This is a genomic window from Microbulbifer sp. ARAS458-1, assembly GCF_045348205.1.
Classification (GTDB): domain Bacteria; phylum Pseudomonadota; class Gammaproteobacteria; order Pseudomonadales; family Cellvibrionaceae; genus Microbulbifer.
The window spans coordinates 1,714,386-1,731,121 of the sequence record NZ_CP155838.1 but is presented as its reverse complement, the minus strand read 5'-3'; the positions used below and the strand labels follow the sequence as shown (position 1 = coordinate 1,731,121).

Below are 16,736 nucleotides of genomic sequence, written 5' to 3'. Positions count from 1 at the left end.
GGTCGTGGATCAGACAAAGCGTACTTCGCCCGGCCTCCACAGCTGACAATAGCGGCGGCAAACTATACCATGGCGGCCCTCCGGACAAGCGGCACTGGGTCACTTTGCATCGAGGCGCCGTTTTTTGAACCAGTATTAATAGGTTAGCACCTATATCCTCCCTGCACGCGGGTCCACCATAGTCGCCCGCGTTCCCAGGTGGGGCGAACACGAGACACACCATGGGTAAAGATCTGATTATCCAGGCCGGACGCCGTACCATCTCCATGGAAGCCGCCGCAGTTACGGCACTGGAGCCCCGCATTGGCGAAGATTTCCACCGCGCCTGCGAGCTGATTCTCAATTGCCCCGGGCGGGTGATCGTCTCCGGCATGGGCAAGTCCGGGCATGTGGGCCGCAAGATAGCCGCCACCCTGGCGAGCACCGGCACCCCCAGTTTTTTTGTCCATCCCGGTGAGGCCAGCCACGGCGACCTGGGCATGATCACGCGCCAGGATCTAGTAATCGCCATCTCAAATTCCGGTACCTCCGCCGAAGTGCTAACGCTGTTGCCGCTACTCAAGCGACTGGGTATTCCGCTAATCAGCATGACCGGCAAACCGGATTCGCCCCTGGCGCAGTCTGCCGACGTCAATCTTGATATCGCGGTAGAGACCGAGGCCTGCCCACTGAACCTGGCCCCGACCTCCTCCACCACCGTCACCCTGGTGATGGGTGACGCCCTCGCCGTTGCGCTGCTGGAGGCACGGGGCTTTACCGCCGAAGACTTTGCCTTTTCCCACCCCGGAGGCGCGCTCGGTCGGCAGCTGCTGCTGAAGGTGGAAGATGTGATGCACGCGGGGGATGAACTTCCGCAGGTCACCCCACAAACACCGCTCTCCAAGGCACTGCTGGAAATGACCAGCAAGGGCTTTGGCATGACCACCGTGGTGGATGATCGCGGCCAATTACTGGGTGTCTTTACCGACGGCGACCTGCGCCGGGTGATTGACCAGAGACTGGAAATGGATACCGCCACCATGGAACAGGTAATGAGCCGCCGCCCCAAGACAGTGAGTGCGCACACGCTCGCGGCGGAAGCACTGCGCATCATGGAAGACAACAAGATTACCGCACTGGTTGTGGAAGACCCGGAACACCACCCCATCGGCCTGCTGCACATGCACGACATACTGCGCGCCGGTGTAATCTGATCCCACAACCGAAGAATGCCACCACCAAAAGGAAAAAAAACCTTGAGCCAGACATCCGTCAGCGACCAGCAGATTCAGGACAAGCTGAGCCGGGTACGCCACCTGATTCTCGATGTGGACGGCGTACTCACCGACGGCCGCCTGTACTTTGACAATCAGGGCAACGAGCAGAAAACCTTCCACACTCTGGACGGCCACGGTATTAAAATGCTGCAGCAGTCTGGCGTTGCGGTTGCTATCATCACCGGCCGGCGCAGCGCCCTGGTTGAAAAACGCGCGCATGACCTTGGTATCACGCGACTGATTCAGGGGCGCGAGGACAAATACACGGCCTTTCTGGAGTTGTTTGACCGCGAACCCTACAGCCTGGAACAGATCGCCTATGTCGGTGACGACTATCCTGATCTGCAACTGATGACCCGCGTGGGCTGCCCGATCGCGGTTCCCAACGCGGCTCCACCGGTACAGGAACGCGCCCTGTTCACCACGGAACGCAGCGGTGGCCTGGGCGCAGTGCGAGAGGTTTGTGATCGCATTATGCGTGCCCAGGGAACCTTCGACGCTGCTCTGGCTCCTTATATAGCGCAGTAAATGAATTACGTTAAAACCTGACACAGGAATAAGGAAGAAATATCGGATGCGCACCTGGCTTCCCCTGGTGATCGTAGTAGCGCTGATCTCCCTCGGGCTCTGGTTTACCGAAAGCCCGCCGGAGCAGTTGTTGGGCAAGCGCCCCACTCAGCAAGAGCACAACCGCGCCGCGGAACTGATTGTCCGCGACGCGCGTACGCGCCATTACAGCATCGAGGGCGACTTGGCCTACGAAGTGGACGCCAAACGTATTACTTTTTTCCAGTTCGCCCGCCGCGACCGAGCTGACCTTACCGAGCCGCGGATGATGTTTTACCAGGGCGATGACACCAAGTGGCGCACAGAGTCCCGCACCGGCGTGGCTTATGACAACGGACAAAAGGTCGTTCTGGAGGGCGATGTCACGGTTATGGAACTGCCCCAACCCGGCATTACGCTGCGCACCCCGAAAATTGTCATCAAACCCCGCGAGGAATTCGCCGAAACGGACAAAGTTGTTACCATTACCGATGGCCCCAACCTGACCACCGGCAAGGGTCTGCGCGCCGATCTTAAAAAAGACAAGGTAGAAATACTGTCCGATGTGGAAAGCCGCTATGAAATCCGTTAGTACCCGCCGTCGCCTGTCCGCACTGGCACTTGCCCTGGCCTGCGCACTGCCGGGCACGCTGGCCCAGGCGCTGCCCGATGACCGCCAGCAGCCCGTGAAAGTCTCCGCCGATAATCTCGAGGCCAATCGCAACAAGAATCTGTCCGTATACAGCGGCAACGTGGTGATTAGCCAGGGCTCGCTGCAGATTCGCGCCGACCGGGTTGAAGTGCACGGCAACAGCAAGGGGGAGATCAACAAGGTGATCGCCACCGGTAAACCTGCGCACTTTCAGCAACAGGTGGAAGAGAGCACCTCGCCGGTAAAGGCCCGCGCCGCGCGCATCGAGTTTCTGGTAGCCAGCGATGCCCTGCAATTAACCGGCGAAGCCTTTGTCGATCGCGATGGCAACACCCTGTCCGCAGAGCGCATTGACTACGACCTCAACAGCGAGCAGATGAAGGCCCGCGGCCAGTCCGAGAAAAAACGTGTGGAAATGATCTGGAAACCCGAAGGGCAGTCCGGAAGTAACGACGAGTAGCGGGGTAGACCGGCACCTTGCCAGCCCCCCCAAAGCAGAATTTTCAGGCGCGGCCTCCAGCCGCCCCTCAGCCGGAATTGAATAATGGCAACGCTCAAGGCGCTTCACCTCGCCAAGCAGTACAAAAAGCGCAAAGTCGTGCAGGACGTGTCCGTCAGTGTCTCCAGCGGCCAGGTTGTCGGCCTGCTCGGCCCCAACGGCGCCGGTAAAACCACCTGTTTCTACATGATTGCCGGCCTGGTGCAGGCGGATGCAGGCCAGGTGATGATCGACAGCGAGGATATTACCGGCCTGTCGATGCACGGCCGCGCACGCAAGGGTATCGGCTACCTGCCCCAGGAGGCCTCGGTCTTTCGCCGCCTGTCAGTCCAGGACAACATTCTTGCGATCCTGCAGACGCGCAAGGACCTGAGTAATACCCAGCGCAAAGAGCAGCTGGAAGCCCTGCTGGAAGAATTCCATATTACCCATATCCGCGAGAGCCTCGGCATGGCCCTGTCCGGGGGTGAGCGGCGACGGGTGGAGATTGCCCGCGCCCTGGCGACCAACCCGGCCTTCGTCCTACTCGATGAACCATTTGCCGGTGTAGACCCGATATCCGTCAACGACATCAAGCAGATCATTCGCCACCTCAAAGACCGCGGCATTGGCGTATTGATTACCGACCACAATGTGCGCGAGACCCTGGATATCTGTGAGACCGCATTTATTGTCAGCGAGGGCCATATCATCGCTTCTGGCGCCCCCCGCGACGTCGCCGAAAACAAACAGGTGAAAGACGTCTACCTGGGACATGAGTTCACGATTTAACCCTGAAAGCGGAAAAATTTCCCCGTTTTGCACTGTGGAGCGGACGTAAGTCACAGGATTTCACCCGTGACCAAATGCTTGCATTTTTTCGGCACACTTATTGCTTAACCGCCCCCTTGTCTTCCGCCCCGCCCCGGGGTAGTCTGCATGAAATGAGCTTTACCCCGCCGCAGGGAACATAAAATTCTCCGCAGCGGATCCACGCCAGACTTTTCTGCCGGCATACCCCTATGAAGCAGTCACTCCAGTTAAAACTCGGCACTCAGCTGACGATGACGCCACAGCTGCAGCAGGCCATCCGTCTTCTGCAACTGTCGACCCTGGACCTGCAACAGGAAATCCAGTCCGCACTCGACAGCAACCCGCTGCTGGAATCGGACTTTGACGAACACGCCGGCGAATCCCATCAGGATCAAAACACTCCCGCCGAGCGCAAAGAGGAAGCCCCGGAACGGTCCACTGAGGCGCAGAGTGAATCCGCCGCAGACGGAGACTGGAACAGCGACATTCCCGACGACCTGCCGGTAGACACGCGCTGGGATGACATCTACTCCAGCGGCAGCCACAGTGGCGGTGAAGGTGACGAATATGCGCTGGAACAGCGCAATGCCGCCTCGGAGAGCCTGCAGGATCACCTGATGTGGCAACTCAACCTTACACCGCTGACCATTGAGGACAAGCTGATCGGCGAAGCCCTGATTGACGCCATTGCACCCAATGGTTTTCTGGATACCCCCATCGAAGAACTGGCGGAATCCATGGAGCTTGAGTTGGATGAAGTAATGGCGGTACTCAAGACCATCCAGCAGTTGGAACCCGTGGGCTGTGGTGCGCGGGACCTGCGGGAAAGCCTGCTGCTGCAACTTCACCAGCTGCCAGAACACACTCCCTGGCTGCCCCAGGCCGTGACCGTTGTCAGTCAGCACCTGGATCTGCTAGGCAAAAGGGATTTCCGCCAACTGAGCCGCCGCACACGTCTCAGTGAATCGCAGCTGGGCGAGGTAATGCGCCTGATCCAGACCCTTACCCCCTACCCCGGCGAAGCGTTTGGCGGTGAAGAGCCCCAGTATGTAGTGCCGGATGTGATCGTCAGCCGCAAACACGACCGCTGGGTAGTAGAACTGAACCCCGAGACCACGCCCAAGCTGCGCATCAACGACGCCTACGCGGCAATGATCAAACGGGCTGACAATTCCAGCGAAAACAATTACCTGCGCGACAATCTGCAGGAGGCCCGCTGGTTTCTGAAGAGTCTGCAAAGCCGCCACGAGACACTACTGAAGGTGGCAAGCAGTATTGTGGAAAAGCAGCAGGGCTTTTTCGAACAGGGCCCTGAAGCCATGAAGCCCATGGTGCTGGCAAATATCGCCGAGACCATTGGCATGCACGAATCCACCATCTCACGGGTAACCACCCAGAAGTACATGCTCACCCCTCGCGGTGTGTTCGAACTCAAGTACTTCTTCTCCAGTCACGTCAGCACCGATTCCGGCGAAGACGCCTCCTCCACCGCCATCCGGGCACTGATCCGCAAGCTGATCGACGGGGAACAGCCGCGCAAGCCGCTATCAGACAACAAAATCACCCAGGAGCTGGACGCCCAAGGCATCAAGGTCGCACGCCGTACCGTGGCCAAATACCGAGAGTCCATGGGCATCCCCTCTTCCAGCGAACGCAAGCGACTGGTTTAACGACTCCGGTCACAGAATGCCTGTGACGCACCTCTGATGTCACCCCAGTCCTCACACTTGCGGTTTGCGCCCCTTTTTTGATCAATTTCCAGGCAACCAATAGCCTTGCGGCGAGTGTATCCTTCCATTCTGACGCACTTCCTAGTAGGGTTGCCGCCCTGTGCGGGGGTGCGACCAGATTGTGTTGTACCCGATGAGGAGAAATCCATGCAGATCAATATCAGTGGCCACCACGTAGACGTTACTCCGGCCATTCGCGATTACTGCCTGACCAAACTGGACAAGCTCTCCCGCCATAATGACCTGATCACCACAACGCAGGTTATCCTGTCCGTCGACAAACTGATCCAGAAAGCCGAAGCCCGCGTTCACGTGAACGGCAATAAGGATATTTTTGCCGATTCGGAATCTGAGGATATGTACGCAGCGATCGACTCGCTCACGGACAAACTCGACCGGCAGCTGCTGAAACACAAAGAGAAGTTACGCGGTCACCGCTAGGCTCATACCCATACGAGCCAACGGCTGATTCGCACCGCTAGATCATCTGTACGTTATGACATTGGAAGCATTACTCTCTCCCCGCCTGAGCCTTTGCCACCTGGCGGGGAGTAGCAAGAAGAAGCTGTTGCTCAATATCGCCCAGGCGATCTCGGATCAATACCCCGAACTGGACACCGACACAGTGTTCAACCAGCTGGTCGCCCGGGAGCGCCTGGGCTCTACCGGCATTGGCGAAGGTGTCGCCATTCCCCACTGCCGCCTGCCTGGCAGTGAAAAGCCAATCGGCGTGCTCTGCACCACTTCACCCGCGGTGGATTTTGATGCGATCGACCGCCAACCGGTAGACCTGCTGTTCGCCCTACTGGTACCGGAGGATTCCGACCAGGAGCACCTGGATACTCTGGCGGAAATTGCCGCTCTGTTCAGCGACAGCCGGGTCCGTGAAAAACTGCGTGAAGCCACCACCAGCGATGAACTCTACGCACTGGCGATCAACAGTGCCGCGGCAGCCTGATTTTTGTTGAGCTAGCGCTCAATGGCGCAGTTTTCGACCCCGCCGGTTGGGGTGACTGATTTATACTGGCCCGACGATTCAACAGAGCCTGCTCAACCTGCAAGGAGCGCGAGTGCAATGCGATTGGTCATCATCAGTGGTCGTTCCGGCTCGGGCAAAAGTTCTGCCCTGCAATTGCTGGAAGACGTCGGCTTCAACTGTATCGACAACTTGCCCGCCAGCCTGCTGCCGGAGCTTGTCCGTCGGGTCAGTGAGCAGACGCCCCAGGAACCCAGTGAAAATACCCAGCTGGCCCTCGGTATCGATGCCCGCAACCTGTGGCAGGATGTCCGCCACGCCCCCCAGGTTATCAATAACCTGCGCGACAGCGGTATCGAGTGCGATGTGGTCTATCTGGATGCGCGCTCGCCGGTGCTGGTTCAGCGCTTTAGCGAGACCCGCCGCAAACACCCCCTCAGCGACAGCCGCACCCACCTGCTGGAAGCCCTGAATCGGGAGAAGGAAGTCCTTGCCCCTCTTGCGGCCATGGCCGATCTGGTCATCGATACCAGCAGCCTCAGCCTGCATCAGTTGCGGGATCAAATTAAAACCCGGGTCGTAGGGAAGGACTCTCCCGGCATGGCGGTGTTGTTCCAGTCCTTTGGGTTCAAACACGGTGTACCGGTAGATGCGGACCTGGTCTTTGATCTGCGCTGCCTGCCCAACCCCTACTGGGTCGCGGAGCTGCGGGAAAAAACCGGGCTGGATCCGGAGGTGGCAGACTTCCTGCGCTCCCACCAGGAAACGGAAGATATGCAGCGGGACATCACGGCCTTCCTCGAGCGCTGGCTACCGTCGTACCAGCAGAGCAACCGCAGCTACACCTCGGTGTCGATCGGGTGTACCGGAGGCCGACACCGCTCGGTCTACATGGTGGAACAATTGGCGAAGCACTTTGCCGACACCTTTGAAAACATCCAAGTTCGCCACCGCGAGCAACAAAAAAAACGCAGCTGACCGCTCCACACCGGCGCCAGCTAAAAATCAGATCAAAGACCATCGAGCATGCCGAAAAGTCGTATCACCATCATTAATAAACTCGGACTACACGCCCGCGCCGCCAGCAAGCTCGCGCAGACCTGCGCTCGCTATTCCTCAGATGTAAAAGTGCACTGTCATGGCAAAGCCGTAGACGGTAAGAGCGTAATGGCACTGATGCTACTCGCCGCTGGCAAAGGCGTGGAACTCGAACTGGAAGTGACAGGTCGAGACGAAGATGCGGCACACGAGGCGATTTGCACCCTGATCAATGACCGGTTTGGCGAAGGCGAATAAAAAGCGAAATAGCCCAGAGAACCAAGAGGCAAACAAGCTGCCATTTGCCGGTTTCGCACTATAATGCCGGCACCCGCCACTCTATCCAGAATCAGGACCCTCCGTGCCCAAACCCGTCAACGCCGACATCAATTTCCGCGCCCAAAACCAGCTCGGTGAGCTGTATGCGGCACTGGATAGCGGTACCGGGCGCGAAGTCCAGCGCATGCTGGCATCCCTCTCCCCCCCCAGCATCGCCCAGCTACTGGAAAGCTCCCCGCCACGTATCCGTCAGGTGCTGTGGAAACTGATCGATCGCCAGATCGAGGGTGAGGTTCTGCAGGAACTCCCGGACGAGGTTCAGAGCCAGATTCTCTCCACCATGGACACCGAGGAAATGGTGGCGGTGATGGAGGGGCTGGACGCGGACGATGTGGCGGACATCCTGCAACAGCTGCCGGATCGGGTGATGGCGGAGGTGCTGTCGGCGATGAGCGAACGCGATCGCCAGCGGGTAGAGAGCGTCCTCTCTTACGATGAGGAAACCGCCGGCGGCCTGATGGACACGGAGATTGTCTCCGTGCGCCCGAACCTGCACCTGGATGTGGTACTGCGTTACCTGCGCCGCCACGAACAACTGCCGGAATCCACCGATAACATCTTTGTAGTCAACCGCAAGGACCGTTTTATCGGCCTGCTGCCTCTGGCCAAGCTGCTGACCACAGACCCGTCGGTTACGGTGCGCGAGATTATGGTGACCGATATCGAGCCGATTCCCGCGGATATGCCGGACGATGAAGTGGCGCGACTGTTCGCCAAGTACGACTGGATTACCGCGCCGGTTGTCGATGAGGAACGTCACCTGTTGGGCCGCATCACCATCGATGACGTGGTGGATGTTATCCGCGAGGATGCGGATCACTCGCTGATGAGCCTGGCGGGTCTCGACGAGGAGGAGGATACCTTTGCCACGGTCAGACGCACGGCGCCGCGCCGCGCCATCTGGCTGGGCATCAACCTGCTCACCGCACTGCTGGCGTCCTGGGTGATCAATCTGTTTCAGGGCACCATCGACAAGGTGGTGGCGCTGGCGGTTCTGATGCCAATTGTGGCGAGCATGGGCGGTGTTGCCGGCAGTCAGACACTGACGGTGGTCATTCGCGGTATGGCACTGGGCCAGGTGGGCCGCAGCAACCTGGGCTGGCTGTTGTCAAGAGAGCTGGGTAGCGGTGCGTTAAACGCGATCCTGTGGTCGGCGGTAATGGGAGTCATTGCGGCACTCTGGTTTGGGGATCCGCGTATCGCCTGGATTATCATTGCGGCCATGGTCATCAATCTGATTACGGCGGCGCTGGCGGGGGCAATTCTGCCGGTGGCGCTGCGGGCGATGCGGATCGATCCGGCGCTGGCGGGTGGTGTGGCACTGACGACGGTGACGGATGTGGTGGGCTTTATGTCTTTCCTTGGACTGGCCACAATATTTTTTGCCTGATGATTGGGTACCCAAATTACCGGGTACTGCCATTATTGGTTGAATTCAGATCTCGAGATTTTCTATGCACAATTCTGATGAACACACTCCGTATGATGAGTTTGATGAGGACCTTCCGAAAAGCAAAACTCAAATCAAGGAGGAGATGCACGAGCTGCAGGCGCTCGGCAAAAAACTGACGGAGCTGAATGCGGCGAAGTTGGCGGAGGTGCCGATGGATGCGACGCTTGAGGAAGGGATTGCGACCTTTCACCGGATCAAGTCGCGGGAGGCGCGGCGGCGCCAGCTTCAGTACATTGGTAAGTTGATGCGCAAGGCGGATGTGGAGGCGATTGAGGCGGTGCTGGAGAAGCACAAGGAGCAGGACCACCACCATTTGCGCTTTGACCGGATGGCGGAGGAATGGCGGGAGCGCTTGCTGACCGAGGGCAAAGAAGGCCAGAGTGCATTTTTTGATGCGTTCCCCGGTGTGGATATCCAGCAATTGCGCACGCTGATTCGCGAGTCCAATAAAGAGATCGCCAATAAAAAAGCCCCGACCAACCAGCGAAAACTGTTTCGCTACTTGCGGGACTTTTTTATGCAGGTGGACTGAGCGGGACTTCAAAGCTCAATTCGCACCTTCTTTTCGCGCCCAGTGGCGGCAAGCCACCGGGGAAGGGTTTTCAGGACCACTGTAAACCCTTCCTTGGGCGTTGCGGCGCAAACGTCCTGTTTGCGACGCTCCTGAAAACCCTTCCCCGGCAGCGTGCCTTCGATTCGAACTTCAGCTGCGATTAAGCGATTTCCAACTTCTCTATCCCGACTTCAACCCGGGCAGGTTTCAGCCGTTAGCGGCTTTCCCGGCTCATTCCCCTCCGCTGGATTCTTCAGCGGCTTGAACAAGACCAGCAGCAATGGCAGCAGTGCCAGTGAGCCCAGCAGGGCCGCCGACATGGCCAGTGCGGTCAGCAATCCGAAGTAAATCGAGGGCACGAATTTGGACAGTGCCAGTATCGAGAAGCCGGCGATAATCGTTATGGCGGTGTAGAACATGGCGCGGCCAATGGTGGCGTGGCTGCGGTGCATGGTGGCGATGTAGTCGCCGTCTTTGGCGAATTCTTCGCGGAACCGGTACAGGTAGTGGATGGCGTGGTCGACCCCGATGCCGACGGTGATGGCGGCAATGGTGATGGTCATCATGTCCAGCGGGATGTTTGCCAGGCCCATGCCGCCGAGGACCACGCAGGCGGCGAGCATATTCGGCACCAGGGCGATAATTGCGATGGGCAGTGAGCGGAACAGCACCAGGAACATCAGCAGGATGCCGGCGAAGACGGCGCCCAACGTGAGGATCTGGGATTTAAACAGGCTCTGCAGCATATTGTTGTACAGCACCAGCATACCGGTCTGGCGGATGTTTTCCGGGGCGATGCCCATTTCATTTTCCGCATAGGTGTAGATACGCTGGATCAGTTCGTCCCGGCGCAGGTTGGGGTCGGTTTCCATCACGCGCATGGTGATACGCGCCTGTTGCTCTTGCGGCGACCAGTAAGGGTTGATCAGTACCTGATTGATTTCCTCCGGCAGGCTCTGGCGGGCAACGGCCAGCTCGAAGTCGTTGAGGCCGCCGTCGTTCAGGTCCTGAGCCACTTTGTACAGGGTGGCGAGAGACTGCACCTTGCCTATTTCCGGCTGGGCCTCGAGGAAGTCGTGCAGTTGCTCAATCTGGTTGAGGCCGGCTACGGTAAACCAGTAGGCATCCGGGGCCTGGCTCTCACCGCCGTCTGCGGCGAAAGGATCGTCCGCAGCGAAGGGGTCTTCGGTGGCAAACGGATCCGCCTCCTCATCCGCGCCCTCCTCTGCAATCTGATCGCCGCCAAAGTCAGCGCCGAACGGGTCTTCTTCCCCAGCATCCGCTCCATCAAAAGCCGGTACCGTGTCTTCCGGTTTATTGAGTATCACATCCAGGTTGATGGTGCCGCCAAGACGCTGATCGATGACCAGCATGCCCTGGTGTATCTCGGTGGAGTCATCAAAGTAATCGATAAAACGGTTTTCCACTTTCAGGCGCGAGATACCCACGGCACTGATGATGGCCGCCACCACCGCAACACCGAGCACGATGCCTTTGTGGTTTTCCGCAAAGCGGGAAAACACCTGAGTGAATGCGTGAGAGTTGTCCGCGCCCTGGCCGCCATCGCGTTTTTTCAGCAGCATAAGGCTGGCGGGAATAATCAGAAAAGACAGTACCAGTGCCATGGTCACACCAATGGTCATCATCCAGCCGAAGTCGATCACCGGGCGAATACCGCTCACGACCAGGGAGATGAACGCGACCATGGTGGTGAGGCCGGTGTACAGGCAGGGTTTGGCCATAAACGCAACGGTGGCAGACGCCAGCTGGAAGCGATCCCACTCCGGGTGCTCGGAGAAATACTCGCGGTAACGCACCGCCAGGTGAATGGTGATGGCCAGTGTAATGATCAGTAGCAGGGCGACAAAGTTGGCGGAGATCACCGTCATGCGCCAGTCGAGCCAGGACAGCAGCCCCAGCATCATCACCGCGGTGGTCACACAGGTAATCAGCGGCAGCAGTACCCAGCGCGGCTGGCGGAAAATCAGCAGTAGGGTGACCACGATGAAAATCAGAATACCAGCGCCGAATACCATCAGGTCACTCTGGATAAACGCGATCATATCCGAGGTGATCATGGTGAGACCGCCGAGGAACAGCTCGGCGTTGTCGTCGTAATGGGCGAGGATCTGCCGCACCTCGTCTACGCGATTCCGCGCGGCGGCTTCCTGGGCGGTGCGATGTTTCAGGTATTCTGCACTTACCGCTTCCAGGCGGCTTGCCTGTTCTGCATCCAGACCCTGCTCATTACGCAGGCGACGGAGCGCATCGCGCTCGCGCACCAGGTCAAGCCCTTCCTTGTCCAGTTCCAGATTGAGCATCATTGCGGTGGTCTCACCATCGGGGCTCAATATCAGTTCTTTGTAAATCGGACTTTCAAGGAATTCTTTACGGGCCAGGCTCTTGTCGACACCAGGGCTCGACAGGGTGCGAATACCACCGGCCACCTCGGTAATGGAAAGCTTGGGACTGTACAACAGCGGTACGTTGAGGATCGACTGCACCCCGGTGACACCGTCCACCATGGCAAGCTCGTCCTGCAGGCGACGCATGGTAGCGAGGGATTCATCGCTGAACAGATCTCCGTTGTTGTAGCGGTAGGTAACCACCAAAAAGTCACCGGAGTTGTAGCGCTCGGAAATCTCGCGGAAATAGTCCAGCGAGTCGTCAGTTTCCAGCGTCAGGGAATCTGCCGAGGCATCCAGTTTGAATTTCGGCAGCCCGGCCGCAGCGGCGATGGTGAGCAGTGCCACCAGTGTCAGAACGGTTTTCGGATGTCCGAGAACCAACTTTTCGTACCAGGTTTTCAAGCCCAACAGCATAATCAATTCGCTTTGTTCTGATCGAAATCAGGCAGCGCGTGATGTTTCCATTGTGCGCGTTGCCGAATATTCGAGAGTCATCTAAAAGTCTGTTTACTTGTCCACGTGACCGAGGTCGCGCTCGGGAAACAGTAGGTCCCGCACTTTCTGCTTCAGTTCTTTCGGCCCGGGAAAGCCGCCATCGCGTTTACGCTCCCAGATCAGCTGGTCGCCTACGTGAATTTCGAACACACCCCCACTGCCCGGCTTCAGTGCAACCTGGTCCAGGTCTTCGGCGAAGGTGTACAGCAGCTCCTGGGTCATCCAGGTGGCGCGCAGCATCCAGTTGCACTGCACGCAGTAATGGATGGTGACGGTCTTTTGCATAGCGCAAGGCTCTCAGCAGTTTCCCCAGGGGGGCAACAGGGTTTGTTCGATCTGCAGCTGACTCAGGATTCTGGCCACCACAAAGTCCACCAGATCCTCGATGGTTTGCGGCTTCTGATAAAACCCCGGGCTCGCCGGCAGAATGACCGCTCCCATGCGGGTGAGCTTCAGCATATTTTCCAGGTGAATTTCTGAATACGGCGCTTCCCGCGGAACCAGAATCAACTGCCGGCGCTCTTTCAGGGCCACATCCGCTGCGCGTTCAATCAGATTATTGGACGCGCCCGTGGCGATGGCAGACAGGGTGCCACCGCTGGCCGGGCAAATCACCAGACTGCTGGCGGCACCGGTGCCCGAGGCGACCGGGGAAAACCAGTCGCGCTTGCCGAACAGGGTTAACTGTCCTGCTTCCGCAGCATACAGTGCACGCAGAAAATCTTCCGTGCGACCTTCGTCTTCCGGCAGGGAAACGTCGGTTTCGGTATCGATCACGATGCGCGCCGCATCCGACAGCAGCAGCCATACCCGCACCCGCGCCGCCAGCAGGCATTGCAACAGGCGCAGGCCGTACTGGGCGCCGGACGCGCCGGTAATTGCCAGGGTTACTGTTTTGGGAAAAGTGGGCTCAGCCAATGAGGTATCCGTCTCCGCCCCGGTGCGGGGCTATTTGCCGTATCTCTGCTCCAGCGCGTGGAGCAGTCGCTGGTGTACTCCGCCAAAGCCGCCGTTGCTCATCACGATAATGTGACTGCCAGGGCCGGACAGTTCGAGCACGGATTCTACCGCAGCGTCGATAGTGTGGAGAACCTTTGCCGGCACGGTGGAATGGTGAACCACCTCATCCAGGGACCAATTCATCCCTTCCGGCTGGTACCAGAGCACCAGATCGGCGCCCGAGCAGGCACGCGCCAGCTGATTCTGATGGTGTCCCATACGCATGGTGTTGGAACGCGGTTCAATCAGGGCGATGACTTTGTCACTCCCGACCTTTGCGCGCAGGCCATTCAATGTGGTCTCTATCGCCGTGGGGTGATGGGCAAAATCATCGTACACGCGAATCCCCTGGATATCTCCAAGGCACTCCATGCGTCGCTTGACACCGCCAAATTTGCCCAGAGCTTCCGCTGCGGTTGCCGGCTCGACCCCCACGTGGCGGGCGGCGGCGATCACCGCGAGGCCGTTTTTCACACTGTGCAGGCCGGTCTGCTGCCACTGCACGCTGGCCACGGTTACGCCTTCCAGCTGGACATCGAAGTGGCTGCCGTCCGCCGACACGTTCACCCCACACCAGTCACCGAATCGCACCCCGTCGGCCTGCTCCACGTCGAAGCGCTGCACCTCACTCCAGCAGCCTTTGTCGAGCACTTGGGATACGGTGTCTTCCTGCGCCGCGATCACCAGCCCGCTGGCGGGCACGGTGCGCACCAGGTGATGGAACTGCTTCTGGATGGCCGCCAGGTCGTCAAAGATGTCCGCGTGGTCAAACTCAAGGTTGTTGATTATCAGGGTGCGTGGGCGGTAGTGGACAAACTTGGAACGCTTGTCGAAAAAGGCCGTGTCGTACTCATCGGCCTCCACCACAAAAAACGGCGTACGGCCGAGGCGCGCCGATACATCAAAATTCTGCGGCACTCCGCCGATCAGAAAACCGGGGTCCATGCCCGCATAGTCGAGCACCCACGCCAGCATACTGGCAGTGGTGGTCTTGCCGTGGGTACCAGAGACCGCCAGTACCCAGCGCCCGCCGAGGAAATGATCGCACAGCCACTGAGCGCCGGAGGTATAGGGCAGGCCCTTTTCCAGCACCGCTTCCACCGCCGGATTACCGCGGGACAGGGCGTTGCCGATAATCACCAGGTCCGGGGCCGGCTCCAGCTGGGCCGGGTCATACCCTTCGGTCAGCACGATCCCGGCATTTTCAAGTTGGGTACTCATGGGCGGATACACATTGGCATCGGAGCCGGTGACGGTGTGCCCCTCAGCCACCGCCAGTTGCGCAAGGCTACCCATAAAGGTGCCGCAAATGCCTAGAATATGAATATGCATGCCAGTTGTTCACTCTGTTCAATACGGATGCGCGCCACCTCCGGGGCCCATAGGCCACACGTGGCGCCGCCTGAGACTGCCCGTTCACGCAATCATTCCCCATATTTGCGGGAATATCCGAGGCCATCTGCGGCCCGGCGCGCTTTTTGCTTCTGCTTTGGTCAACGGCAGGAAGTATCAGCAGTGCTCGAAAAATCGACGACGCGCAAGCTTATCACGGCCTTTTACCACAGTAAGTGTCGAATGCCCGCAATTCCATGCAATTGCCATATGAATACATTAGACTTCGCGCCGCGTGAGGTAGCCGCCAAGAGCCGCCCGCCGCTCCCACCCCACGCTACGGGTGACTTTTGACGAGAAGCCATAGGATAGACATGTCGAAGAAGAACGCTTTTTACGCGCAATCTGGCGGTGTGACCGCCGTTATCAACGCCTCCGCCTGCGGAGTCATCGAGACCGCCCGCCAGCACAGCGACAAGATCGGCAATGTCTACGCCGGCCTCAATGGCATCGTCGGCGCCCTCAAGGAAGAACTCATCGACGTCAGCCAGGAATCCACCGAGACTATCGCAGCCCTGCGCCACACCCCGTCCGGTGCCTTTGGTTCCTGCCGCTATAAACTGAAGAGCCTGGAGCAGAACCGCGCGGAGTACGAGCGCCTGATCGAAGTGTTCAAGGCCCACAACATCGGTTACTTCTTCTATAACGGCGGTGGCGATTCCGCCGATACCTGCCTCAAGATTTCCCAGCTGTCGGAAAAGATGGGCTACCCCATCCAGGCAATCCACATTCCCAAGACGGTGGATAATGACCTGCCGTTTACCGACAACTGCCCGGGCTTTGGCTCCGTGGCCAAGTACGTCGCCGTCTCCACCAAGGAAGCGGCATTAGATGTGGCCTCCATGTGCGCCACCTCCACCAAAGTTTTCATCGTTGAAGTGATGGGCCGTCACGCGGGCTGGATTGCCGCCGCCGGCGCCCTCGCCCAGGAACAGGAAGGCGATGCCCCGCACATTATCCTGTTGCCAGAAGTGGCTTTTGATAAAGAAAAGTTCCTCGCCAAGGTGCAACAGACCGTCAATGAAAAGGGCTACTGCGTGATCGTCGCCTCCGAAGGTGCCCAGTACGAAGACGGCACCTTCCTGGCCGACGCCGGCAGTGTGGATGCCTTCGGCCATAAACAGCTGGGTGGCGTAGCACCCACTCTGGCCAAAATGGTCAAAGACGAACTGGGCCTCAAATACCACTGGGCCCTGGCGGACTACCTGCAGCGCGCTGCGCGCCATATCGCTTCCGCCACCGACGTAGAGCAGGCATACGCTGTGGGCAAGGCGGCGGTGGAAGCGGCGGTGGCCGGCAAGAATGCCATCATGCCGACCATTGAACGCAACGGCACCAGTGCCGCCGACTACAGCTGGACCATTGGCGAGGCTCCGCTTTCCGAGGTGGCCAACGTCGAGAAGTTCATGCCCAAGGAATTTATTTCCGATGACGGCTTCGGCATCACCCAGGCCGGCCGCGACTACCTGGAACCACTGATCCAGGGCGAGGACTACCCGCCTTACAAAAATGGCATTCCGCAATATGCGCGCCTGAAAAAGGCCCTGGTGGATAAAAAACTGAAGGAAGGCTTTGACGTTTAATCGTCACAGGCTTTGCTAATGAAAA

17 protein-coding genes are annotated in these 16,736 nt (G+C 58.6%); 13 read left to right on the top strand and 4 right to left on the bottom strand.

Going from position 1 to position 16,736, the window contains the following annotated elements:
- The first annotated feature begins 221 nt into the window (after positions 1–221).
- The 12 genes from AAFH99_RS07095 (at position 222) to yjgA (ending at position 9,813) form a co-directional block, all read left to right on the top strand.
- A complete protein-coding gene (locus AAFH99_RS07095; RefSeq protein WP_043317432.1) occupies positions 222–1,193 on the top strand; it encodes a KpsF/GutQ family sugar-phosphate isomerase in 972 nt (323 codons plus the stop codon).
- A 42-nt stretch (positions 1,194–1,235) separates the two neighbouring features.
- Entirely contained in the window at positions 1,236–1,784 is a 549-nt protein-coding gene (locus AAFH99_RS07090) for a KdsC family phosphatase (RefSeq protein ID WP_406829046.1), read from the top strand.
- 46 nt (positions 1,785–1,830) lie between these two features.
- Positions 1,831–2,394, top strand: coding sequence for an LPS export ABC transporter periplasmic protein LptC (lptC, locus tag AAFH99_RS07085; RefSeq protein WP_406829045.1), 564 nt, complete (start codon positions 1,831–1,833; stop codon positions 2,392–2,394).
- On the top strand, positions 2,381–2,914 hold the full coding sequence (gene lptA, locus AAFH99_RS07080; protein ID WP_043317438.1) for a lipopolysaccharide transport periplasmic protein LptA: 534 nt from the start codon (positions 2,381–2,383) through the stop codon (positions 2,912–2,914). The genes lptC and lptA overlap by 14 nt, the downstream gene beginning before the upstream one ends.
- Positions 2,915–2,998: 84 nt before the next feature.
- Positions 2,999–3,724, top strand: coding sequence for an LPS export ABC transporter ATP-binding protein (gene lptB, locus AAFH99_RS07075; RefSeq protein ID WP_406829044.1), 726 nt, complete (start codon positions 2,999–3,001; stop codon positions 3,722–3,724).
- A 230-nt stretch (positions 3,725–3,954) separates the two neighbouring features.
- The gene (locus AAFH99_RS07070; protein ID WP_043317442.1) at positions 3,955–5,415 is read left to right on the top strand and encodes an RNA polymerase factor sigma-54; all 1,461 of its coding nucleotides are present in this window, start codon (positions 3,955–3,957) and stop codon (positions 5,413–5,415) included.
- A 207-nt stretch (positions 5,416–5,622) separates the two neighbouring features.
- Positions 5,623–5,916, top strand: coding sequence for a ribosome hibernation-promoting factor, HPF/YfiA family (gene hpf, locus AAFH99_RS07065; RefSeq protein ID WP_043317444.1), 294 nt, complete (start codon positions 5,623–5,625; stop codon positions 5,914–5,916).
- A 55-nt stretch (positions 5,917–5,971) separates the two neighbouring features.
- Entirely contained in the window at positions 5,972–6,433 is a 462-nt protein-coding gene (gene ptsN / locus AAFH99_RS07060; protein WP_043317446.1) for a PTS IIA-like nitrogen regulatory protein PtsN, read from the top strand.
- A 117-nt stretch (positions 6,434–6,550) separates the two neighbouring features.
- Positions 6,551–7,429, top strand: a complete 879-nt coding sequence (gene rapZ, locus AAFH99_RS07055) for an RNase adapter RapZ (RefSeq protein ID WP_043317447.1) — start codon at positions 6,551–6,553, stop codon at positions 7,427–7,429.
- Positions 7,430–7,477: 48 nt separating this feature from the next.
- Positions 7,478–7,747 carry an HPr family phosphocarrier protein gene (locus AAFH99_RS07050; protein WP_043317449.1) on the top strand — a complete coding sequence of 90 codons (270 nt, stop codon included), beginning with the start codon at positions 7,478–7,480 and terminating at the stop codon, positions 7,745–7,747.
- 127 nt (positions 7,748–7,874) lie between these two features.
- Positions 7,875–9,218, top strand: a complete 1,344-nt coding sequence (gene mgtE / locus AAFH99_RS07045; protein WP_406829167.1) for a magnesium transporter — start codon at positions 7,875–7,877, stop codon at positions 9,216–9,218.
- A gap of 64 nt (positions 9,219–9,282) precedes the next feature.
- The gene (gene yjgA, locus AAFH99_RS07040; protein WP_043317451.1) at positions 9,283–9,813 is read left to right on the top strand and encodes a ribosome biogenesis factor YjgA; all 531 of its coding nucleotides are present in this window, start codon (positions 9,283–9,285) and stop codon (positions 9,811–9,813) included.
- 212 nt (positions 9,814–10,025) lie between these two features.
- On the opposite strand, the gene AAFH99_RS07035 is transcribed toward yjgA, so the two are convergent.
- From AAFH99_RS07035 to mpl, 4 genes are all read right to left on the bottom strand, one after another.
- Positions 10,026–12,656, bottom strand: coding sequence for an RND family transporter (locus tag AAFH99_RS07035; protein WP_406829043.1), 2,631 nt, complete (start codon positions 12,654–12,656; stop codon positions 10,026–10,028).
- 93 nt (positions 12,657–12,749) lie between these two features.
- The gene (locus AAFH99_RS07030; protein WP_043317455.1) at positions 12,750–13,022 is read right to left on the bottom strand and encodes a SelT/SelW/SelH family protein; all 273 of its coding nucleotides are present in this window, start codon (positions 13,020–13,022) and stop codon (positions 12,750–12,752) included.
- Positions 13,023–13,034: 12 nt separating this feature from the next.
- A complete protein-coding gene (locus AAFH99_RS07025) occupies positions 13,035–13,655 on the bottom strand; it encodes a flavin prenyltransferase UbiX (protein WP_043317456.1) in 621 nt (206 codons plus the stop codon).
- A 30-nt stretch (positions 13,656–13,685) separates the two neighbouring features.
- The gene (mpl, locus tag AAFH99_RS07020) at positions 13,686–15,068 is read right to left on the bottom strand and encodes a UDP-N-acetylmuramate:L-alanyl-gamma-D-glutamyl-meso-diaminopimelate ligase (RefSeq protein ID WP_406829042.1); all 1,383 of its coding nucleotides are present in this window, start codon (positions 15,066–15,068) and stop codon (positions 13,686–13,688) included.
- A 374-nt stretch (positions 15,069–15,442) separates the two neighbouring features.
- Between mpl and AAFH99_RS07015 the strand changes: the two genes are divergently transcribed.
- The gene (locus AAFH99_RS07015) at positions 15,443–16,711 is read left to right on the top strand and encodes a 6-phosphofructokinase (protein WP_043317460.1); all 1,269 of its coding nucleotides are present in this window, start codon (positions 15,443–15,445) and stop codon (positions 16,709–16,711) included.
- The last annotated feature ends 25 nt before the right edge of the window (positions 16,712–16,736 follow it).